The following is a 20,526-nucleotide window of genomic DNA, read 5'->3' on the forward strand; positions in this document are numbered from 1 at the left end:
GGGTGTGTTTCTTTTGTTACTTTTCTTTGCACAAGCAAAGAAAAGTAAGCCCCTACGCCATGTACATCCCACCATTCACATGCAACGTATTTCCTGTAATATACCCCGCATCATCACTCGCCAAAAACGCCACCGCTTTGGCAATATCTTTCGCCTCACCTAAACGACCCGCAGGCACATTCGCAAGGGTTTGGGCTTTTTGTTCTTCCGTTAACGCCTCTGTCATATCCGTCGCAATAAAACCGGGTGCCACCACGTTCACGGTAATTCCACGGCTTGCCACTTCTTTGGCCAATGCTTTACTAAATCCAATTAACCCCGCTTTGGCCGCACAATAGTTAGCTTGACCTGGGTTACCCATCGAACCCACGACGGAACCAATGGTAATAATGCGCCCAAAACGTTTTTTCATCATTGAACGTAACATGGCTTTAGATAAATGGAATACGGAAGTTAAGTTGGTTTGAATAATATCAAACCATTCATCTTCTTTCATGCGCATTAACAGGTTATCACGGGTAATCCCTGCGTTATTGACTAAAATATCAATATCGCCATGATCTTCTTTGATTTTCGCCAAAACAGCGTCAATAGAACCTTGATCTGCCACATTTAACACTAAGCCTTTACCTTGTTGGCCCAAATAAGCAGAAATACTCTCCGCCCCTTTTTCCGAGGTGGCGGTACCGATAACAAAGGCCCCACGGCTGACTAATTCCTCGGCGATGGCCTTACCAATTCCACGAGTTGCGCCCGTGACTAATGCGATTTTACCTTGCATCATTTTTCCTTATAAATTTAAATAGTTGAACCTTGTGCTAATTCTATACAGTGAAAATTATATCTTTTCTTTTTTTGTTCATCTTGTTGAATAACCGCTTCAAAATTCGCTTTATTCTGCTGACATTGTTCCAATGTTTTAGATTGAACAACTGGGTTCATTCCCCAAGAAGAATGTTCTGAAACCAACGCATAATCAGCCATTACATTGTATGAAAGCGTAGTCAATAACACAAACAAATATTTTTTCATGGGCAATTCCTATAATAAAACGTCTTGTACGGCGTGCAATGATTTCACATCATTAACCGCCGTCGCAGTCAGTTCTTTGACAATACGGCCCGTTAAGCCGGTTAACACCTTACCTGGCCCCACTTCTACTAACGTTTCGACGCCTAATTTTGCCATTTTTTCTACACTTTCTGTCCAACGTACCGGACTATAAAGCTGGCGCACAAGTGCGGTACGAATGTCGGCACTTTCATTTTCGGTTTTCACATCCACATTGTTAATGACAGGCGTTGTCGGTGCTTTAATCGCAATGCTTTCTAACGCAACCGCTAATTGATCGGCTGCCGGTTTCATTAACGCACAATGTGAGGGTACACTCACCGCTAAAGGTAAGGCACGTTTTGCACCGGCCTCTTTACAAGCCACCGCCGCACGTTCCACCGCCGCTTTGGCACCCGCAATCACCACTTGACCTGGTGAGTTGAAATTCACCGCTGACACCACTTCGCCTTGTTCGGCTTGTTTGCAAGCGGCAATAATGCTTTCGTTGTCTAAGCCAATAATCGCATACATAGCGCCCGTACCCTCTGGCACCGCTTGTTGCATTAAACGACCACGTAATTCCACTAATTTAATCGCATCTTGAAAATCTATGGCACCAGAGCAAACTAAAGCCGAATATTCCCCTAAACTGTGGCCTGCCATCAGCGCAGGTTGCAAATCGGGATATTGTTGTTGCCAAACACGATAAATCGCCACAGAGGCGGCTAATAAGGCGGGTTGAGTTTGCCAAGTTTTATTTAATTCTTCGCTTGGGCCTTGTTGTACCAACTGCCATAAATCATAACCTAATACGTCAGAGGCTTGTTTAAACGTCTGTTCAACGATCGGAAATTCACTGGCTAGTTCGGCCAACATACCGACAGCTTGCGAACCTTGACCGGGGAAAACCATTGCAAATTTTTTCATTTTTTATTCCTTTTTTAAATGCTTATTTCTTCTCTCTCAATCTCTGGTTCCCTCTTTTCTAATCCCCTTTCCCTCTGGGAGAGGGCTAGGGTGAGGGAAAGGGATAGGGTGAGGGTTAGAATAAGGAGAAAGTTAATATTTAACTAACGCTGAACCCCATGTCCAGCCGCCACCAAAGGCTTCTAATAATAACAACTGTCCACGTTGAATACGTCCATCACGAATGGCTTCATCTAAGGCCACTGGCACCGTCGCCGCACTGGTATTCGCATATTTATCAAGGGTCACCACCACTTGCGACATATCCATCTCCAATTTTTTGGCGGTGGCCGCAATAATACGTAAATTCGCCTGATGTGGCACCAACCAATCCAGATCGGATTTATCTAAATTGTTTGCGGTCAAGGTTTCTTCCACCACATTGGCCAATTCACGCACGGCTAATTTAAAGGTTTCGTTGCCTTGCATTTGAATAAAGCCTGATTGCGTTTCGCCACGTTGGGATTGTGGCAATAACAGGGTTTCATTGCGATCAGGACTGGCGTGTAAATGGGTAGAAATAATGCCTTGCTGTTCACTGGCCTCTAAAATCACCGCGCCGGCGCCATCACCAAATAAAATCACCGTGCCACGGTCCGTTTCATCTAAATTGCGAGAATTAATATCCGCCCCAATCACTAAGGCTTTTTTCACTTGCCCTGTACGAATAAATTGATCGGCCACGGATAAGGCATACACAAAACCCGTACAAGCCGCCGCTACATCAAAAGCAATGGCATCATCAATATTTAACAAGGTTTGAATTTGACAGGCCGCACTTGGATAAGCATGGGAATTGGTGGTAGTGCCAACCACAATAAGATCAATATCATTCGGATCAATCTGCGCTTGCACAAAGGCTTTTTGTGCGGCTTGGTAGCCCATGGTTGCCACGGTTTCATCAGGGCGAGCAAGACGGCGTTCACGGATCCCTGAACGGGTGACAATCCATTCATCGGAAGTGTCCACCATTTTTTCCAAATCGGCATTGGTTCTTATTTGTTCAGGTAAATAGCTACCTGTGGCTAAAATTCGACTGTGCATAATGTTCTCATTATTTTTCTAATAGCGTGCTAATCCCGCTAAAATTTTCTGTGGAATTTGTTGACGGACTTGTAATGCCGCATCTTTAATTGCATTGCTAAACGCCTCCACGTTCGCACTGCCATGGCTTTTCACCACCACGGAGGTCAATCCAATTAAAGATGCCCCATTGTATTTATCCGGATTAATGTTTTTTAAACGCTGATAACTACTAGGCAATAATTGACGCCCAAACCAACGCAATAACGGTTGGCATAATACATGCTGACGTGAATGACCTTTGAGCATATCAATGATATTCTTCGCCACGCCCTCTAAGGTTTTCAGCGCAATATTGCCCGCAAACCCATCACTCACAATCACATCCGCTTTGCCATTGAGCAAATCATTGCCCTCAATAAACCCGATATAATTAAGTGCGGTGTCTTTTTGCAACATTTCTGCCGCCGAACGAATGGACTGATGCCCTTTGATTTCTTCTACCCCAATATTCAGCAATGCCACTCGAGGATACACCAAATTTAATTGATGTTCAGCGAAAATCGCCCCCATCAAAGCAAATTGATACAGATTTTCCGCATCACAATCAATATTGGCGCCCAGATCTAACATCACCGAACATTGCCCCTCAATGGTCGGCAAGAGGGCCAACAAGGCAGGGCGTTGAATCCCTTTCAGCGGTTGCAAAATCACTTTTGACAATCCCATTAATGCGCCCGTATTGCCCGCACTGACACAGCCTTGCGCCTCACCTTTTTGCACCGCCTCAATAGCTAAACGCATGGACGTCCCTTTACTGTGACGTAAGGCATAGGCTAAACCTTGATTATTTTCAATTTGATGGGAAGTATGACAAAGGGTCAGACGTTTGGTGAGGTTTTCAGGTACATTTGCCAGCAAAGGCGAAATCTGTTGGCTATCGCCAAACAATAGCAAAGACAACATTGGATCAGCTTCCAATGCTTTTAACGATGCGGGGATAGTAATACGGGGACCTACGTCCCCGCCCATCACATCTAACGCTAGGGTTAGACGGCTCAAGTTATTACCTTATAACAGCAATTACTTATTGATCACTTTACGACCACGGTAAAAACCGTCAGCAGTAACATGATGACGTAAATGTGTTTCACCACTTGCTTTATCCACAGATACGGCAGCAGTAGTTAAGGCATCGTGTGAACGACGCATATCACGACGTGAACGAGATTTTTTATTTTGTTGAACAGCCACGGGCTTATCTCCTAAATTTTACTTTTGCTTTAAACTAGCTAATACAGAAAACGGGTTTGGTTTTTTTGCCAATTCCTCTGGCAATTCGCCGAAAACCTGTTCCACTACGGACACTTCACAGTGTTCAGATGAATGCATGGGTGCGATAGGCAAAGATAAAATAAATTCATCTTCAATCACGCCCAGTAAATCTATTTCGCCAAATTCATTAAATTCAATCGGCTCATAAATTTCGGGTAATTCATCAGTTTGATCCAAGTTTTTCACTGGGCTATAACAAAATTCACAGCGCAATGTTTGTACAAAAGGCGACTCACAACGCTGACATTCCAGTTCAACGTCCACCGTTGCCTCACCTTTTATCACCACCAACTTCTGTGGATCAATAAAAAACGATAATCTAACCTGTGCATCGTTAAGCACATTCAGCACAGACTGCCCAAGACGCTCAAGCTGACTGACAGCATAATAACCGTCATAATCCAACCGCCGTTGCGCATCTTTCACAGGATCTGTGGTTAGGGGTAGTTTTACCTTTTGCATAGGATGCGAATATTACCTGTTGGGGGCGAATTAGTCAAAGGAAATTATCATTTTTTGCGGAAATTTATGAAAAACCAATAAATTCGCCACATGGTAATAACAGTGTTAGACAAAGAAAAACCAACAACATTCTGTGGAACATTGTTGGTTAGGTTAAAATCAAGAGAACATCGCACCGCACTTTCCCCCAGTCGCATCTGGTTTTGGCAAAAGTGCGGTTATTTTTGGGGGAGATTATTCTTCTACCACCAATTTTTTGCCGTCATAGCTTACGGTACGCACTTCAGTTAATGCTTTACCGCCATCGGTTTCACCACCTACGAATAACACTTTGTTGTCATACGGTAAAGCGACACCGTAAGCGATGTTGTGCGGATAGTTACCAATGATTTTCCATGTGCCGTGTTTTGCATCTAACGCATAGAAATCGCTATGATAGGTTTTTTTCAAGCCACCAGTACGGTGTGCATCATTGATGCCTTTGGCATAGTTTGCACGAGCACCTGGGAAGTTTGCACCACCTGTTACGATGAAGTGACCATTGGTGTAGCCGCCCATACCGCCTGCGATACCGTCTTGTTGTTCATAACCTTTCGGTGCCGGTAAGTTGCCCAATTTTTTCCAGTCTTTCACGCCGTCTTTGGCAATGGTACCTTGTGCGGTGCCGTCTGTACGTAAGCCCGCTTTAATTTCACCGTTCACCACTAACAATTTGCCGTTGTTAATGCCCACTGACGCACCTGCACGGCCTGAGTATGGGAAGTAACCTTCGTTACGCCATGTGTTAGTGGCAGGTTCATAGCTGACGATTTCTGATGAGAAGAAAAAGTCTTGCGCACGTAAGTTGAAGTACGCATCAAAGATTGGTTTAGTTGCTGCGCCAATTTTTTCTTTATCTTTTTCTTTGTCTAAACCTGCAGAGGCTTTTTTCACATCTTGGAATAAGCCGTTCCAGATTTCTTGGTTAATACCACCGACAAAGTAAACTTTGCCGTTATTTGTTACACCTGTTGCACCCACGGCTGCACGTGGTGAACGTGTGTCTAATTTTGTCCAAGTGTTGCTGGCTGGATCATAAGAATAAGCATCGTTGATCACTTGGTTGTCGGCGACATCGTTATTTTGGAAACCACCGAATACATAAAGTTTGCCGTCAATGCCTGCAGCCACTGGTTGGTTACGTGAACCACCTGGGAATGCGGCTAATTCTTGCCATTGAGCGCCTTTTTCTTTTAAGTTAAGGGAGTAGAATTTGTCACCGCCTGAACCTAAGCCCACATAAACGGTGTCGCCAATTAAGGCACCGGCACCACTTTTAATACCCACCGGTAAATCTGGATATTGTGCAGCTTGGGCTGCGAAAGCAGTTAAACCTAATACGGATACAGCTAATAAAGATTTAGTGAATTTCATAGTAGAACTCCTTATGTGTGTTTAAATGTTAGCCATTTGGCATTAATAAATTCGGAATAAAGGTTATAATTTCTGGGAAAATCGTGATCAATATCAAGGTCACAAAGATTGGCACCAAGAATGGTAACACCCCTTTGGTAACGGTAGATACGGACATATTTCCCACACGAGCCACCACGAACAACGCCATGCCCATTGGTGGAGTTAAGATACCGATCATCATGTTCAATAAGGTCATCACCCCAAAGAAAATTAAGTCGATACCAAAATGTTGTGCAATTGGAATTAACATTGGCAATACTAAGAATTGCAATGCTAACGCATCAATAAACATACCCAAGAATAATAACAGTAAGTTAATCATCACTAACACGGTTAATGGAGAATCAGCCACCGCCATAAACATTTCCGCTAAACGCATGGCCACTTGTTCACGAGCAATCATGTCGCCAAAGAATGTCACGGTCATCACCATTAACACGGTTACACCGGTAATCGCTACGGCTTCGACACAGCTTTTGAACAATAATTGTACGGTTAATTCTTTGTACACAAAACGGCTGACAATAATGGAGTATGCCACGGCGACCACCGCCGCTTCGGTTGGGGTAAACAAGCCAGAGAAGATACCGCCGATAATCAAGATTGGGGTTAAAATGGCCCAGATACTGGATTTAAATGCGGCACAGAGTTCTGGCATGGTGGCTTTTGGTGTTCTTGGATAACCCCGTTTTTTACACACGAAGTAATTCATGATCATTAACGCAATGGTAATCAATATACCTGGTACGAAACCTGCCACGAACAATTTGGCAATGGATTGGTTGGCAATCACCCCATAAATAATCATGGAAATACTTGGTGGAACCAATGGACCGATAATACAAGAGGCTGCGGTAATACCACCACTGATGTCATCATCATAGCCCGCATCACGCATGGCTTTAATTTCTAATTGACCTAACCCACCCGCATCAGCAATAGCAGAGCCTGACATACCAGAGAACAGTAAACTTGCCCCGATATTCACATGGCCCATACCGCCAGTGTAGTGACCTAATAAGGATTTGGCGAAGTTAAAGATTCGTTCAGTGATACCACCACCGTTCATTAAAATACCGGTTAAAATAAAGAACGGCACACTTAATAATGAGAAACTGTTTAAACTGTCCACCAATTTATTGGCAGCACTGTTAACAACGTTCCAACGCGTCATGGAGAAATACAGCAAAGTGGCAATAAATAATGACCAACCCACTGGCGTGCCTAAGAACATAATCACGAGCCACACTACTAGCACCACATACACGGCATTGTCGCCCAGTTTTGCATATTGTGAAATACGTAACACTTTAAACACATCAGGGGAGAAGTATAAAAGTGCTAATAAAACCACCGCACCTATAGCAAACACCGTGGCAGATAAATAGGAGGTTTGATTAGTAAAGTTTTCGGTTTGTGCTTGTAAGAAACGAATGAGCACGAGCAAGGAAATAAAGGCTTGTGCGGCATATAACCATTTATCACTGATTTCTAACGCTACCAATTCAAAAGAGGCACCAATCCAGACTTTAAAACCCAAATGGATGAAAATAATGATACAAGCAAAAATCAACAGTTGCACAAAAGTATTGACCGCTCTTTTGACTTTGGGTGGCATGAGGTTGGTGATAAAGTCGAGATAAATATGTTGTTGGCTACGTACGGCCATACTGATCCCGAACATACTCACATAAATAAATAGCAATCTGGCTAATTCTTCTGACCAAATTAATGGCGAATTAAAGATTTGACGTGCGATAACTTGGGTAAGAAGAATTAAGAAAATAACGAACAACAACGTTCCGCCGACCCATTCTTCTAGTTTGTTAAAAAATTTCATAATCAACCTCGATAGTCGAGTAAAACAAAGAAACTTGATAAAACGCCTTACCCTCATAAGAGGAAGATGAGAGTAAGGCGAGAACGTGTTAATTATTTAATTTTTGAAAATTCATCAAAGGCATCTTGACCCACTTTGCCAACTTTTTTCAAGTATTCGTCATAGTAAGGTTTTAATGCAGCTTTGAATGGGGCTAGATCTGGTTTAGTCACGGTTACACCTTTGCTTTCAAAGAACGCAATGGCATTGGCTTCACCATCTTTAAATAATTTGGTGTGATATTCTGCTGCTTTTTCGGCCGCATCTTTCACCACTTTTTGTAAATCTTCCGGTAAATCCGCTAAGGTTTCATTACTGACTAAATAAAGTTGGTCATTTAAGATATGGTTAGTTAACGCTAAATATTTTTGTACTTCATAGAATTTTTGGTCTTTGATGGTTGGTAATGGGTTTTCTTGACCATCTACGGAGTTAGTTTGTAAAGCAAGATACACTTCAGAGAATGCCATTGGTGTTGGTGCTGCACCCACATATTTAGCAAAGGCTAAGTTAGTCGCCGCGTTTGGTACACGAAGTTTTAAGCCTTTCATGTCTTCAATGCTATTAATTGGGCGGTTAGAGGAGGTTTGACGTGTACCGTTATAGGCCACAGATAATAAGGTCATCCCTTGTTCATCATGTACTTTACGGAGTAATTCTTTACCGAAGTTGGTTTCTAATAAGGCTTTTTTGCTGAATTCAATGCTTGGTACCACATAAGGTAAAGCAAAGATTTCTGCTTCAGGGTAGAAAATTTGGAAACGCGCAGATTCCGCAAACGTGAAGTCTAAACCACCGTCTTTTAATTGTTTCATCATGGCGCGGTCGTCACCTAATTGGCTAGATGGGAACAATTTCACTTCAATTTTGCCCGCAGATTTTTCTTTCACTTCTTTTGCGAAGAATTCAGCCGCTTTATATTCATTTTGGCTAGTCCCTGCATTCATACCGAATTTTAAATCATAGTCTGCTGCGAAAGCAGAAGTTGCAAATGCAGAGGCTGCCACGCCAGCACAAAATGTAGCTAATAATAGTTTGTTGAATTTCATAGTACGCTCCTGTTTAAAAGATTGTCGGAATTTCTAGGGTTGAGATTAATTAAACCTATGTGGTTTTAATATGCTTTGCATTTTGGATCAAAAAAATCAAAAAAGAAATAGTTTTTTGAAGTAAAATTTCAAAAATGTGACAGAGATCACAAATTTGAAAAATTCTTGGTTTGATTTTGAATTTTTACTCCACTTTTTATTTTTTTTCGTCCTATAATAAGTGCCATATTTCACCAGCTTTTGCTTGATTGCTATAAATTTCAGCAAAGGAAAGATAAAAGGTCTTGCCATTTTTGTTGTTAGGGCGTAACCTAGCGAAAAAATGAAGTATTAATTCTTAATTATAAAAATATATGGAGTATATATGTCAAAAGTAGCTCATGCCGACGTGCTTACTCGAATCAAAAAAGGGTTTATTTCTTCTTGCCAACCTGTTGATGACGGCCCGATGGATAAACCTGAAATTGTGGCAGCCATGGCCCTTGCGTCACAACATGGCGGTGCGTCTGGTTTACGAATTGAGGGTGTGGAAAATCTAAAAGCAACCCGTCCTTTGGTTAACATTCCAATTATTGGCATTAAAAAACGGGATTTACCCGACAGCCCTGTGCGCATCACTCCGTTCTTACATGATATTGAGGACTTAGCGGCGGCAGGGGCGGACATTATTGCGGTGGACGGTACCAATCGCCCACGCCCAGTGGATATTGAAACTGCGGTGAAAAAAATCCATGAATGTGGCTGTTTAGCCATGGCGGACTGTTCTAATTTAGAAGAGGGTCTATATTGCCAAAGCCTCGGTTTTGATATTGTAGGCAGCACCATGTCAGGCTACACCGGCGGTGAAATTCCGAAAGAACCGGATTATCAATTAGTTAAAGATTTAAAAGCAGCCGGCTGTTTTGTGATGGCCGAAGGTCGTTATAACACCCCTGAATTAGCCAAAAGTGCCATTGAAAATGGCGCAGATGCCGTGACGGTTGGTTCGGCGTTAACCCGATTAGAACATATTGTGAGCTGGTTTGCGAATGCGGTGAAATCGGCAAGATAACCCTCATCCTATTTACCCTCACCCTAGCCCTCTCCCAGAGGGAGAGGGGACGGAAATAGGGGGTATTGGGTGCTGGGAATAAATAAAAGTAAATTAAATTTTATACTCCCTCATAACAATCCCCTCTCCCCTTGGGAGAGGGCTAGGGTGAGGGTAAAAAAGGAGCTTATATGCGTTGTTTAGCCCTCGATATTGGTGGCACAAAAATTGCAGCAGCGTTAGTGGAAAATAACCAAATCCAACAACGTCAGCAAATTGTCACCCCACAAGATGATGCCGTGAATGCCATGCACGAGGCCTTAGGCTCGTTGGTGCAACAATATGCTGGCCAATTTGATTTCGTCTCAGTGGCCTCCACAGGCATTATTAATCACGGTATTTTAACCGCACTTAATCCGAAAAATTTAGGCGGATTAGCGGAATTTCCGTTAAAAGACAGCATTGCTCGTCATACCGATAAACCAATTTTCTTGCTCAATGATGTACAAGCAGCGGCTTGTGCAGAATATCAAGAATTGGATCCGAAAAAAGTGCCAAATTTTGCCTTTATTGTGGTTTCTACTGGTGTCGGTGGCGGTATCATCTTAAACGGTGAATTGCAAACGGGGCCAAATGGCGTGGTGGGGCATATTGGCCATAGTTTGGCCGATCCCCATGGTGAAATGTGCGGTTGTGGCCGTCGTGGTTGCGTGGAGGCGGTAGCGGCAGGACGTGCCATTGAGCGTGATGCGCAAAAATGGGATAACCCTTGTTCACCAAAAGAAGTGTTTGAACGTTTTAGAAAAAATGACGAAAAAGCCACCGCACTCATACATCGTTCCGCCAACGCTATTGCCAATTTAGTGGCAGACTTGGTGATTTCATTGGATATTCAACAAGTGGTGATTGGTGGTAGTGTCGGGTTAGCGGAAGGCTATTTGCCTTTGGTCAAACACTACGTGCAAGCCATGCCGCATTTTTATCACTGTGAGTTAACCAACGCAAAATATGCCGGTGATGCAGGTTTAATTGGTGCAGCCTACTGGGGCGAATTGGAATTAGCGAAACAACCTTAATCTAGGGAGAACATATTATGGTTCAATCTAATGACGGTCGAAAAATTCTTGATACTATCGGGGCGTTACAAAATAGTCTCACCAAAACGGAAAAGCGGATTGCGGAACAAATTTTGGCCACGCCAGAATTATTGGTGCAATCTTCTTTATCGGAAATTGCACGCACCTTAAGCGTTGGTGAGGCGACCTTTATTCGCTTTTGTCGGAGTCTTGGCTTTAAGGGCTTTAGTGATTTTAAATTGGATTTTGCCATTGAAATTGCGACCCAAAGCCAACAACCCGTGGCTTTATTAGACACCAATATTGGGCAGAAAGACAAACCCAGACAAATTGCCACCAAGTTGCAAAATGTGATTAATCGAGTGGTTGGTGAAACCATTAATTTGTTAGATTTTGACGAATTGAATAAAGTGGTGAAAGCCATGCGTCAAGCCAAACGGATTTTCTTATTTGGTGTTGGCTCCTCAGGTGTAATTGCCGAGGGGGCAAAAAATAAATTAATGCGGATTGGTTTTCAGGTAGACGCCGAAAACAACAATCATTTTATGTATATGCAAGCCTCGCTGATGCACAAAGGCGATGTGGTCATCGGGATCAGCCATTCAGGCACTTCACCCGAAACCACCAAAGCCTTGGAAATTGCAAAAGAGGCGGGGGCAATAACGGTGGCGATTACCCATAATTTGCGTTCACCGATTACCAAAGTGTCTGATTATGTACTCAACAACGGCAATCGCCAAGGGCAGTTGCAGGGCGACTCTGTCGGTACACAAATCACCCAATTATTCGTGCTTGACCTAATTTATGCACTTTTAGTGCAAGCCGAACAAGAAAAAGCAACACAATCTAAACAAAAAACTGTTGATGTCATTGTGCAACAACGTGATAAATAATATAGGAGAAATTTCTTTATGAAAAACTTAAAAGGTATTTTCAGTGCGTTATTGGTGTCTTTTAACGAAGACGGTTCTGTGAATGAAAAAGGCTTACGCCAAATCATTCGCCACAACATTGATAAAATGAAAGTGGACGGCTTATATGTCGGCGGTTCTACCGGTGAAAACTTTATGCTTTCTACCGAAGAGAAAAAACAAATCTTCCGCATTGCGAAAGATGAAGCCAAAGACCAAATTGCGTTAATTGCCCAAGTGGGTAGCGTCAACTTAAAAGAAGCGGTGGAATTAGGTAAATACGCCACTGAATTAGGTTATGACAGTTTATCTGCGGTCACGCCGTTCTACTACAAATTCAATTTCACAGAAATCAAACATTACTACGAAACTATTATTGCAGAAACCGGCAATAACATGATCGTGTACAGCATTCCGTTCTTAACTGGGGTGAATTTGGGCGTAGAACAATTCGGCGAACTTTACCAAAATCCAAAAGTTATTGGGGTGAAATTCACCGCAGGCGACTTCTACTTACTTGAACGTGTGAAAAAAGCCTATCCAAATCATTTAATTTGGGCAGGTTTTGATGAAATGATGTTACCAGCCTCAAGCCTTGGTGTAGACGGTGCGATTGGTTCAACCTTTAACGTGAATGGTATCCGTGCAAGACAAATTTTTGAATTAACCAAAGCGGGCAAAATTGAAGAGGCGTTGAAAGTTCAACATGTGACTAACGATTTAATCGAAGGTATTTTAGGCAACGGTTTATACTTAACCATCAAAGAAATCTTGAAATTACAAGGTGTGGATGCAGGTTACTGCCGTGAACCGATGACATCGAAAGCCACTGCGGCTCAAGAGGCTCGTGCGAAAGAATTGTATGAGCAATTTCTTAAATAAGTCAAAAAATAATTAAAAAACACCGCAGTTACAACCCCCTCTCCCTCTGGGAGAGGGTTGGGGTGAGGGTGACATCTCTCACTATTTCGTTTTACCCTCACCCTAGCCCTCTCCCAGAGGGAGAGGGGACACTGGACAGATGATAAACTGCGGTGTAAAAATTGAAACTATTTCAAGGAGATAATATGCGTTTAATTCCCTTACAAAATACCGCTCAGGTAGCAAAATGGTCTGCACGTCATATTGTTGATCGCATTAATCAATTTAAACCCACTGAAAATCGTCCTTTCGTGCTTGGTTTGCCAACCGGTGGCACACCGCTACAAACTTACAAAGAACTTATTGCATTATATCAAGCGGGCGAAGTGAGCTTTAAGCACGTGGTGACATTTAATATGGATGAATATGTCGGCTTACCAGAAGAACATCCTGAAAGTTACCACAGCTTTATGTATAACAATTTCTTCAATCATATTGATATTCAAAAGGAAAATATCAATATCTTGAACGGCAATGCAGAAAATCCCGATGAAGAATGCCACCGTTACGAAGAAAAAATTAAATCTTACGGCAAAATTAACCTATTTATGGGTGGCGTTGGCGTTGATGGTCATATTGCATTCAACGAACCTGCCTCCTCTTTGGCCTCTCGTACCCGTATTAAAACCTTAACACCCGATACCATTATTGCGAATTCCCGTTTCTTTGATAACGATGTGAATAAAGTACCAAAATATGCCTTAACCATCGGGGTTGGCACCTTGTTAGACGCAGAAGAAGTGATGATTCTTGCCACTGGACATAACAAAGCCCTTGCAGTACAAGCAGGTGTGGAGGGTTCAATCAACCATTTCTGGACCATCAGTGCGTTACAGCAACATCGTCATTATATTTTGGTGTGTGACGAACCGGCCACTCAAGAGCTTAAAGTAAAAACCGTGAAATATTTTACGGAATTAGAATCTCGTGCCATTCATTCCGTGGTGAATGATTAACTAAGGAAACGAAAATGAAATATGCACTGACCAATGCGGTAATTTATACGGGCCATGACGTACTTTATGGCCATGCGGTGATTGTCGAAAATGACAAAATCGTTGATATTATTCGTCAAGAACAGGTGCCTACTGACATTCAACATCTTGATTTAAAAGGTAATAACCTCACTGCTGGATTTATTGATCTGCAACTTAATGGTTGCGGTGGGGTCATGTTTAATGACCAAACCAGCGTGGAAACCTTGGAAATCATGCAAGAAACCAATGTACGTTCTGGTACCACCAGCTTTTTACCGACCTTTATCACCTCACCGGATGAGGACATGAAAAGTGCGGTGAAAATTATGCGAGAATATTTGGCTAAACACCAAAACCAAGCCCTCGGCTTGCATTTGGAGGGGCCGTATATTAGCGTAGCGAAAAAAGGCACCCATCAGCCAGAATATATCCGTGAAATTTCGCCAGAAATGAAAGATTTCTTGTGTCAAAATGCGGATGTGATCACCAAATTAACCTTAGCGGCTGACAATCCAACGGTGGAACATGTGCCTGATTTTGTGAAGGCGGGGATCATTGTGTCCTTGGGGCATTCCAATGCCACTTATGAGCAAGCGAAAGATTCGTTCAAAAAAGGCATTACATTTGCCACGCACTTACACAACGCCATGTCGCCGGTCAGTTCTGGACGAGATATGGGCGTGGTCGGTGCGGTGTTAGACAGTGATGACATTTACACGGGCGTGATCGTCGACGGCTTACACGTGGCGTTCGGCAACGTCAAAATTGCGAAACGGGCCAAAGGCGATAAACTCTGTATCGTCACCGACGCTATTGCGCCAGCGGGATCGGACATTAAAGAATTTACCTTTGTGGGTAAAACCATTTATGTGCGTGACGGCAAATGTGTGGATGCCAACGGCATTTTAAGCGGCGCCTCCATTACCATGATTGAAAGCGTGGAAAATGCAGTGAAAGAAGTGGGTATTCCCTTAGAAGAAAGCCTCAGAATGTGTAACCTTTACCCTGCTCGAGCCATTGGCGTGGCGGATAAGTTAGGGTCCATTGAAGTGGGCAAAATTGCCAACTTGACTGTGTTTACCCATGATTTCAACGTGGTGAATACTGCGGTGAATGGGGTTTGGCAGTTGGATTAAATGCTATCGGGCGGACACATCGGTCCGCCCTACATTTTTATAGCACGGCTAATGCTTTTTCATAGTTTGGTTCACTTTTGGTTTCGCTGACCAATTCGGCATGTAGCACCTTGTTATTTTCATCTAACACGATCACCGAACGTGCAGTTAAGCCCGCTAACCCGCTGCTAGTAATATTCACGCCCAATTTTTCATGTAACGATTTATCACGGAACGTAGACAGGGTTTGCACATTCTCAATCCCCTCTGCGCCACAAAAACGAGCATGAGCAAAAGGCAAATCGGCGGAAATACACAACACCACGGTATTATTTAAATCTGCGGCCTGTTGATTAAATTTACGTACCGACGTCGCACAAATCCCCGTATCAATGCTCGGGAAAATATTCAGAATTTTACGTTTTCCGGCAAAATCCGCCAAGGAAACATTGTCTAATTGACTGTTGGCAAACACCAGATTTTCAACTGTTTCGCCTACCTGTGGGAAATGACCCGCGACATCAATGGGCTGACCGGCTAAAGTGACTTGTGTCATATTTTTCTCCTTAATTTATCAATAACACTTAACCCGAGGGCTAATTTCATTCATAATAATGGAATATTATTAGCAAGAGTTCAAGGATTTTATATGGATTTCGCCCATTTCAAGCATACAATTAAAATTGTGTTTTTCGATATTGATGAAACATTGATCGTCAAAGATAAGGATTTTTTACCTCACTCGGTGTTGCCCGCCATTCAACAATTACAGCAAAAAGGCATTATTCCCGCCATTGCCACCGGTCGCTCGCCTTGCAGTTTTCCACCGAAAATTAAAGCATTAGTGCAACAAGCCGGCCTGAATACCTTTGTCACCATGAACGGGCAATATGTGGTACATCAGGGTCAAGTGGTGGATAAATTACCCATTCCGACGCAAAAGATTGCCGAGGTCGTCGCCTTTTTTGAGCAACAACAGATTGATTATGCCTTTGTGTCTAATGAACATTTGGCGGTATCTCGCATTACGGATCAAGTGCGAAGTGCGGTGGATCCGTTGAAAACCGCTTATCATATTGACAAAGACTACTATCAACATCATGAAGTGTTCCAAATTCTACCATTTTATGATGAAAGCCAAGATGAATTGGTGCAAAATTCTGGCATTTTAAATGGCTTAAAAACCGTACGTTGGCACGAGCAATCGGTGGATTTATTTGATGTACAAGGTTCCAAAGCGCGGGGCATTTTGCATTTGTTAAACCATTTGGGCTTGTCAGTAGAAAATGCGATGGCCTTTGGTGACGGCTTAAATGATTTGGAAATGTTAAGTACCGTTGGGGTTGGCGTAGCCATGGGTAACGCTTGTGATGAATTAAAAGCGGTGGCGGATTTTGTGACCGATCATATTGAGCAAGATGGCATTGCGCATTTTCTGCAAAAAGCCGGATTAATCAAAGCATAACCCCCAAAAGGTGAGCGGCGCGAGAAATTTAGGTTTGCACTCAAAATTAAATAAATGTAAACTATTCTCATTATACTATGTTAAGGATTGACAAATGAAACCTAAATTATTTTCTCCTTCTCTCTTTTCTCGTTCCGCATTAGCACTTGCTTTAATTAGCATTTTTCCCACCGCACTTTGGGCGGCTGAAGACACCACCGCACAAGGACAGCGTGAGATTAATCGCCATTTTGAAGATCAACGCATGAATGGCAAAAACACCGATAACCCGCTACAATCTCAACGAATTCAACCACACAGACCGCAAAGCGTGGCCGCACCCCAAACGCATTCATTATCCATCAGCAAAGAAGAACTGGCGCACCAACCAGAATTAGTGATCCGCGCCCTATTACCTGCCGTCGCGCAAGGCAATGCGGATACGGTGGCGATTTTATACCCGATTTATCAGAAAATTGACGCTAAATGGCAAGATCCCTTGCTAACCCAATGGCAACAAGCCATTTTAGCGCGCAAAGAACAAAATTACAGCCAATCTATCCGCCTCTATCGTGCTATTTTGGCTCAACATAATGATGTGTTCCCCGTGCGCCTGCAATTGGCCGTCACCTTATTTGAAAACAAAGAATATGACGCGTCCGAGGGACAATTCGAGAAATTACGCAGTGAAAAAATGGCACCAGAAGTGGCGCGTTTAATTGATACGTATATCAACGCCATTCATCAACAAGATCGTTGGAGTTTTGGCGGTGGGTTTACCTATTTACATGATCCAAACATTAATAATGCCCCCAAATCAGGCACCACCTATGGCAACTGGACACCGCCTAAACGTCAATCGGCACAAGGTTTTGGTTATAATCTGGACGCCAGCAAAAAATGGTCGTGGGGCAATGGTTTTTACCACCAGTTAGACCTTTCCCTGTACGGCAAATATTACTGGAACAATAAAAAATACAATGAAATGACCCTGCACGGTGGCTTTGGCTTAGGTTATCAAACTGGACGTACTGATCTCAGTTTAATTCCTTTTTGGGAACAAACCCTTTACGCCGGCGGCCGTGAAAGCAGCGAAAGTCTAAAACGTTTCTCTAAATCAGGCGGGGCCGATCTGGCCTTTAGTTATTGGATCAATCCAAAATGGCAATGGCGTGCCAATTATCAATATAGCGAACAACGCTACACCGAGCGTAAACACTTAAACGGCAACACCCATTATATTTCCAGCGGATTAAGTTATTTACGCAACGCTCAACAATATTGGTATGTCAACCTCAGCTATAACCGTACTGGCACGCGAGATGCGGATGACAGCTATATCCGCCGAGCAATCAATCTCGGTTGGGTGCAAGAATGGGGCAAAGGCCTTTCCACGCGGGTGAATTTAAGCTATGGGCAAAAACATTACAAAGGCCCAATGCCGATTTTTAATATTACCCAACGTAATAAAGAATACGGCGCGGCCCTTTCCGTTTGGCACCGCGCCATTCATTACAAAGGCATTACGCCACGCTTAACATACAGTTACCACAAAACCAAAAGTAACCATGTGTTCTATACCTATGATAAACATCAGGTATATTTAGAATTGAGTAAACGCTTTTAATTGGCTTTATTTTCACCGCACTTTACTCGTTTTCTTTTAAAAGAAATAAGACCTAATAACAATCCGCACGTTTTACGTGCGGATTGTTATTGCCTTTCGTCTATTTTTTAAAACAAAATTGCTCAAAAAAAAAACAATGTTAGAATACCTTGTCTTTTTAAGACAAAATTAGCCATCCTTTGATTTTACTGACATTGAAAAGAGAGTAACAAAATGAGCGACAAAATAACGAAAGCGATTGAATTATTTGCCAATAAACGATTTGTAAAAATCTATAAAATCATATTACTCATACCTATATTTTCCAGCTTACTTTGGTTATTTGGTGCTATTTCAGGGGACACGGTTTTATTTATATGGCTTATCACCTTTCTTTTACCTATGGCATTTACAGAGTTCAACACAAATGCCCGATGTGAAAATTGTAAAGCATTAATTATCCCAACGGGTCTTAAAGTGATTGGAACAGAAATAACAGGGCAAAGCGAACCTAGGATTGAATTTCAAACCAAAAAAAATGCTTACGGAGATATAACGAAACTTGTGGAAGTGAGAAAAGTAACTCGTTATTATAATCAAACTTGTCAATGTCCCAAATGCGGTCATATTACTCACAGACAGTATTCAAAAACCGTAGAAATATAATCAACATTTTCCAAAAACCAGCCTTTAAGCTGGTTTTTTTATAAATAAGTAGACAAATTGATTGGCATAAATTTAGACACTACGCCCTATTAGAAAAAAACAAGGCGAATCCATTTGATTCGCCCTACTCTATTTTAGTCAAAGCAGTAAAAAATTAATAGACACCTTGTGCCAACATGGCATCAGCAACTTTAACGAAACCAGCCACGTTTGCCCCCACCACATAGTTAATATTTTTGCCCTCACCTGAACCATATTTTTTACAGTTGGCATGAATATCTAACATAATGCTGTGTAATTTAGCATCGACTTCTTCACGGCTCCAGTATAAACGTTGTGAACCTTGTGCCATTTCTAAACCAGATGTCGCTACCCCACCGGCATTGGCAGCTTTACCTGGTCCAAATAATACATCAGCCGCTAAGAACGCATCAGTCGCTTCAATAGTGGTTGGCATATTAGCCCCCTCAGCCACTAATTGTACGCCATTGGCAATGAGTTTTTGTGCATCAGCTAATTCAATTTCATTTTGGGTTGCACAAGGCAATGCAATATCCACTTTTACTCCCCAAGGACGTTGACCTGCATGATATTCTAAGCCGAATTGTTCCGCATAATCTTTCACACGACCACGTTTCACTTCTTTAATTTCGATTAAGGCAGCTAATTTTTCTGCGGTGAAACCGTCTTTATCATAAACATAGCCCGATGAATCTGAACAGGTAACCACTTTTGCACCAAGTTGTAACGCTTTTTCAATCGCATATTGTGCAACATTACCTGAACCTGAAACAGAAACAGTTTTACCTTGGAAAGATTGACCTTTTTCCGCTAACATGGCTTGTGCAAAATAAACTAAGCCGTAACCTGTGGCTTCAGGGCGAATTAAGCTCCCACCAAAGGAAAGCCCACGACCCGTAAATACGCAAGCAGCTTGGTTAGATAATTTTTTCATATACCCTGCAAGATAGCCCACTTCACGACCACCTACACCAATGTCGCCTGCTGGCACGTCAGTATCTGGACCAATATGACGATATAATTCTGCAATTAATGCTTGGCAGAAACGCATCACTTCCGCATCAGATTTACCTTTTGGATCGAAGTCGGAACCGCCTTTCGCCCCCCCCATTGGCAAGGTTGTTAAGGCATTTTTGAAGATTTGTTCAAAACCTAAGAATTTTAGGATAGATAAGTTAACTGATGGGTGAAAACGCATACCGCCTTTAAATGGACCAATCGCACTATTGAACTGCACACGGAAAGCACGGTTGACTTGGGTTTGACCTTTGTCATCAGTCCATGCGACACGGAATTGGAATGCACGTTCAGGTTCAACTAAACGTTCTAATAACGCTTGTGAGCGGTATTTTGGATTTTTTTCAATAAAAGGCCAAATGGATGTCAGAACCTCACGCACGGCTTGTAAAAATTCAGGTTGATGACCGTCACGTTGTGCCACGTAAGCTAAAAATTGTTCTAATGATGAGACTGTGTTAGACATAATATGTTTCCTTTTTTAATATGAGTAATAGGTTTGTTTGCAATCGCTGTTTGA

General features: G+C 42.5%; 21 protein-coding genes. 9 read left to right on the top strand and 12 right to left on the bottom strand.

Annotation, left to right across the window (positions count from 1 at the left end; all coding sequences use genetic code 11):
• Positions 1-52 precede the first annotated feature (52 nt).
• The 10 genes from fabG to ACTG7X_RS02205 all read right to left on the bottom strand — a co-directional run bounded on the left by fabG (position 53) and on the right by ACTG7X_RS02205 (position 9,222).
• The gene (gene fabG / locus ACTG7X_RS02160) at positions 53-781 is read right to left on the bottom strand and encodes a 3-oxoacyl-ACP reductase FabG (RefSeq protein ID WP_439241452.1); all 729 of its coding nucleotides are present in this window, start codon (positions 779-781) and stop codon (positions 53-55) included.
• A 17-nt stretch (positions 782-798) separates the two neighbouring features.
• Positions 799-1,032 (bottom strand): hypothetical protein, encoded by a 234-nt coding sequence (locus tag ACTG7X_RS02165; protein ID WP_439256907.1) that lies wholly within the window; start codon positions 1,030-1,032, stop codon positions 799-801.
• Positions 1,033-1,041: 9 nt separating this feature from the next.
• The gene (gene fabD / locus ACTG7X_RS02170; protein WP_439256908.1) at positions 1,042-1,980 is read right to left on the bottom strand and encodes an ACP S-malonyltransferase; all 939 of its coding nucleotides are present in this window, start codon (positions 1,978-1,980) and stop codon (positions 1,042-1,044) included.
• 132 nt (positions 1,981-2,112) lie between these two features.
• Positions 2,113-3,063, bottom strand: a complete 951-nt coding sequence (locus ACTG7X_RS02175; RefSeq protein WP_439256909.1) for a beta-ketoacyl-ACP synthase III — start codon at positions 3,061-3,063, stop codon at positions 2,113-2,115.
• An 18-nt stretch (positions 3,064-3,081) separates the two neighbouring features.
• Positions 3,082-4,104, bottom strand: a complete 1,023-nt coding sequence (gene plsX, locus ACTG7X_RS02180; protein ID WP_439241460.1) for a phosphate acyltransferase PlsX — start codon at positions 4,102-4,104, stop codon at positions 3,082-3,084.
• 21 nt (positions 4,105-4,125) lie between these two features.
• The gene (gene rpmF / locus ACTG7X_RS02185) at positions 4,126-4,296 is read right to left on the bottom strand and encodes a 50S ribosomal protein L32 (RefSeq protein WP_132302023.1); all 171 of its coding nucleotides are present in this window, start codon (positions 4,294-4,296) and stop codon (positions 4,126-4,128) included.
• Positions 4,297-4,314: 18 nt separating this feature from the next.
• Positions 4,315-4,839, bottom strand: a complete 525-nt coding sequence (yceD, locus tag ACTG7X_RS02190) for a 23S rRNA accumulation protein YceD (protein ID WP_439241462.1) — start codon at positions 4,837-4,839, stop codon at positions 4,315-4,317.
• 234 nt (positions 4,840-5,073) lie between these two features.
• Positions 5,074-6,252 carry an N-acetylneuraminate epimerase gene (locus ACTG7X_RS02195; protein WP_439256910.1) on the bottom strand — a complete coding sequence of 393 codons (1,179 nt, stop codon included), beginning with the start codon at positions 6,250-6,252 and terminating at the stop codon, positions 5,074-5,076.
• Positions 6,253-6,280: 28 nt separating this feature from the next.
• Positions 6,281-8,134 (bottom strand): TRAP transporter large permease, encoded by a 1,854-nt coding sequence (locus tag ACTG7X_RS02200; RefSeq protein WP_439256911.1) that lies wholly within the window; start codon positions 8,132-8,134, stop codon positions 6,281-6,283.
• Between the two features lie 92 nt (positions 8,135-8,226).
• Entirely contained in the window at positions 8,227-9,222 is a 996-nt protein-coding gene (locus ACTG7X_RS02205) for a sialic acid TRAP transporter substrate-binding protein SiaP (protein WP_439256912.1), read from the bottom strand.
• A 364-nt stretch (positions 9,223-9,586) separates the two neighbouring features.
• Between ACTG7X_RS02205 and ACTG7X_RS02210 the strand changes: the two genes are divergently transcribed.
• The 6 genes from ACTG7X_RS02210 to nagA all read left to right on the top strand — a co-directional run bounded on the left by ACTG7X_RS02210 (position 9,587) and on the right by nagA (position 15,273).
• Positions 9,587-10,273, top strand: a complete 687-nt coding sequence (locus ACTG7X_RS02210; RefSeq protein WP_439256913.1) for an N-acetylmannosamine-6-phosphate 2-epimerase — start codon at positions 9,587-9,589, stop codon at positions 10,271-10,273.
• 170 nt (positions 10,274-10,443) lie between these two features.
• Entirely contained in the window at positions 10,444-11,328 is an 885-nt protein-coding gene (locus ACTG7X_RS02215; protein ID WP_439256914.1) for an N-acetylmannosamine kinase, read from the top strand.
• A gap of 17 nt (positions 11,329-11,345) precedes the next feature.
• Positions 11,346-12,221 carry a MurR/RpiR family transcriptional regulator gene (locus ACTG7X_RS02220; RefSeq protein ID WP_439256915.1) on the top strand — a complete coding sequence of 292 codons (876 nt, stop codon included), beginning with the start codon at positions 11,346-11,348 and terminating at the stop codon, positions 12,219-12,221.
• An 18-nt stretch (positions 12,222-12,239) separates the two neighbouring features.
• Positions 12,240-13,121 (top strand): N-acetylneuraminate lyase, encoded by an 882-nt coding sequence (gene nanA / locus ACTG7X_RS02225; RefSeq protein WP_439256916.1) that lies wholly within the window; start codon positions 12,240-12,242, stop codon positions 13,119-13,121.
• 185 nt (positions 13,122-13,306) lie between these two features.
• The gene (gene nagB, locus ACTG7X_RS02230; RefSeq protein WP_439256917.1) at positions 13,307-14,116 is read left to right on the top strand and encodes a glucosamine-6-phosphate deaminase; all 810 of its coding nucleotides are present in this window, start codon (positions 13,307-13,309) and stop codon (positions 14,114-14,116) included.
• A 14-nt stretch (positions 14,117-14,130) separates the two neighbouring features.
• Positions 14,131-15,273, top strand: a complete 1,143-nt coding sequence (gene nagA, locus ACTG7X_RS02235; protein ID WP_439256918.1) for an N-acetylglucosamine-6-phosphate deacetylase — start codon at positions 14,131-14,133, stop codon at positions 15,271-15,273.
• A gap of 37 nt (positions 15,274-15,310) precedes the next feature.
• Here nagA and tpx read toward each other — a convergent pair whose 3' ends face one another.
• Positions 15,311-15,808 (bottom strand): thiol peroxidase, encoded by a 498-nt coding sequence (gene tpx / locus ACTG7X_RS02240; RefSeq protein ID WP_439256919.1) that lies wholly within the window; start codon positions 15,806-15,808, stop codon positions 15,311-15,313.
• Between the two features lie 93 nt (positions 15,809-15,901).
• On the opposite strand from tpx, the gene ACTG7X_RS02245 reads away from it, so the two are divergent.
• From ACTG7X_RS02245 to ACTG7X_RS02255, 3 genes are all read left to right on the top strand, one after another.
• Complete coding sequence (locus ACTG7X_RS02245) at positions 15,902-16,717, top strand: Cof-type HAD-IIB family hydrolase (RefSeq protein WP_439256920.1); 816 nt, start codon at positions 15,902-15,904, stop codon at positions 16,715-16,717.
• 94 nt (positions 16,718-16,811) lie between these two features.
• Entirely contained in the window at positions 16,812-18,323 is a 1,512-nt protein-coding gene (locus tag ACTG7X_RS02250) for a surface lipoprotein assembly modifier (protein ID WP_439256921.1), read from the top strand.
• A gap of 213 nt (positions 18,324-18,536) precedes the next feature.
• Complete coding sequence (locus ACTG7X_RS02255) at positions 18,537-18,968, top strand: hypothetical protein (RefSeq protein ID WP_439256922.1); 432 nt, start codon at positions 18,537-18,539, stop codon at positions 18,966-18,968.
• Positions 18,969-19,122: 154 nt separating this feature from the next.
• Here ACTG7X_RS02255 and gdhA read toward each other — a convergent pair whose 3' ends face one another.
• Entirely contained in the window at positions 19,123-20,472 is a 1,350-nt protein-coding gene (gene gdhA, locus ACTG7X_RS02260; protein ID WP_439256923.1) for an NADP-specific glutamate dehydrogenase, read from the bottom strand.
• Between the last annotated feature and the right edge of the window lie 54 nt (positions 20,473-20,526).

This window comes from Lonepinella sp. BR2271, assembly GCF_051851515.1.
Classification (GTDB): Bacteria; Pseudomonadota; Gammaproteobacteria; order Enterobacterales; family Pasteurellaceae; genus Lonepinella.

Bases quoted from the DNA above. Each gene is read 5' to 3' on its own strand.
- fabG (WP_439241452.1), bottom strand. From the start codon at position 781: ATGCAAGGTAAAATCGCATTAGTCACGGGCGCAACTCGTGGAATTGGT.
- ACTG7X_RS02165 (WP_439256907.1), bottom strand. From the start codon at position 1,032: ATGAAAAAATATTTGTTTGTGTTATTGACTACGCTTTCATACAATGTA.
- fabD (WP_439256908.1), bottom strand. From the start codon at position 1,980: ATGAAAAAATTTGCAATGGTTTTCCCCGGTCAAGGTTCGCAAGCTGTC.
- ACTG7X_RS02175 (WP_439256909.1), bottom strand. From the start codon at position 3,063: ATGCACAGTCGAATTTTAGCCACAGGTAGCTATTTACCTGAACAAATA.
- yceD (WP_439241462.1), bottom strand. From the start codon at position 4,839: ATGCAAAAGGTAAAACTACCCCTAACCACAGATCCTGTGAAAGATGCG.
- ACTG7X_RS02195 (WP_439256910.1), bottom strand. From the start codon at position 6,252: ATGAAATTCACTAAATCTTTATTAGCTGTATCCGTATTAGGTTTAACT.
- ACTG7X_RS02200 (WP_439256911.1), bottom strand. From the start codon at position 8,134: ATGAAATTTTTTAACAAACTAGAAGAATGGGTCGGCGGAACGTTGTTG.
- ACTG7X_RS02205 (WP_439256912.1), bottom strand. From the start codon at position 9,222: ATGAAATTCAACAAACTATTATTAGCTACATTTTGTGCTGGCGTGGCA.
- ACTG7X_RS02210 (WP_439256913.1), top strand. From the start codon at position 9,587: ATGTCAAAAGTAGCTCATGCCGACGTGCTTACTCGAATCAAAAAAGGG.
- ACTG7X_RS02215 (WP_439256914.1), top strand. From the start codon at position 10,444: ATGCGTTGTTTAGCCCTCGATATTGGTGGCACAAAAATTGCAGCAGCG.
- ACTG7X_RS02220 (WP_439256915.1), top strand. From the start codon at position 11,346: ATGGTTCAATCTAATGACGGTCGAAAAATTCTTGATACTATCGGGGCG.
- nanA (WP_439256916.1), top strand. From the start codon at position 12,240: ATGAAAAACTTAAAAGGTATTTTCAGTGCGTTATTGGTGTCTTTTAAC.
- nagB (WP_439256917.1), top strand. From the start codon at position 13,307: ATGCGTTTAATTCCCTTACAAAATACCGCTCAGGTAGCAAAATGGTCT.
- nagA (WP_439256918.1), top strand. From the start codon at position 14,131: ATGAAATATGCACTGACCAATGCGGTAATTTATACGGGCCATGACGTA.
- tpx (WP_439256919.1), bottom strand. From the start codon at position 15,808: ATGACACAAGTCACTTTAGCCGGTCAGCCCATTGATGTCGCGGGTCAT.
- ACTG7X_RS02245 (WP_439256920.1), top strand. From the start codon at position 15,902: ATGGATTTCGCCCATTTCAAGCATACAATTAAAATTGTGTTTTTCGAT.
- ACTG7X_RS02250 (WP_439256921.1), top strand. From the start codon at position 16,812: ATGAAACCTAAATTATTTTCTCCTTCTCTCTTTTCTCGTTCCGCATTA.
- ACTG7X_RS02255 (WP_439256922.1), top strand. From the start codon at position 18,537: ATGAGCGACAAAATAACGAAAGCGATTGAATTATTTGCCAATAAACGA.
- gdhA (WP_439256923.1), bottom strand. From the start codon at position 20,472: ATGTCTAACACAGTCTCATCATTAGAACAATTTTTAGCTTACGTGGCA.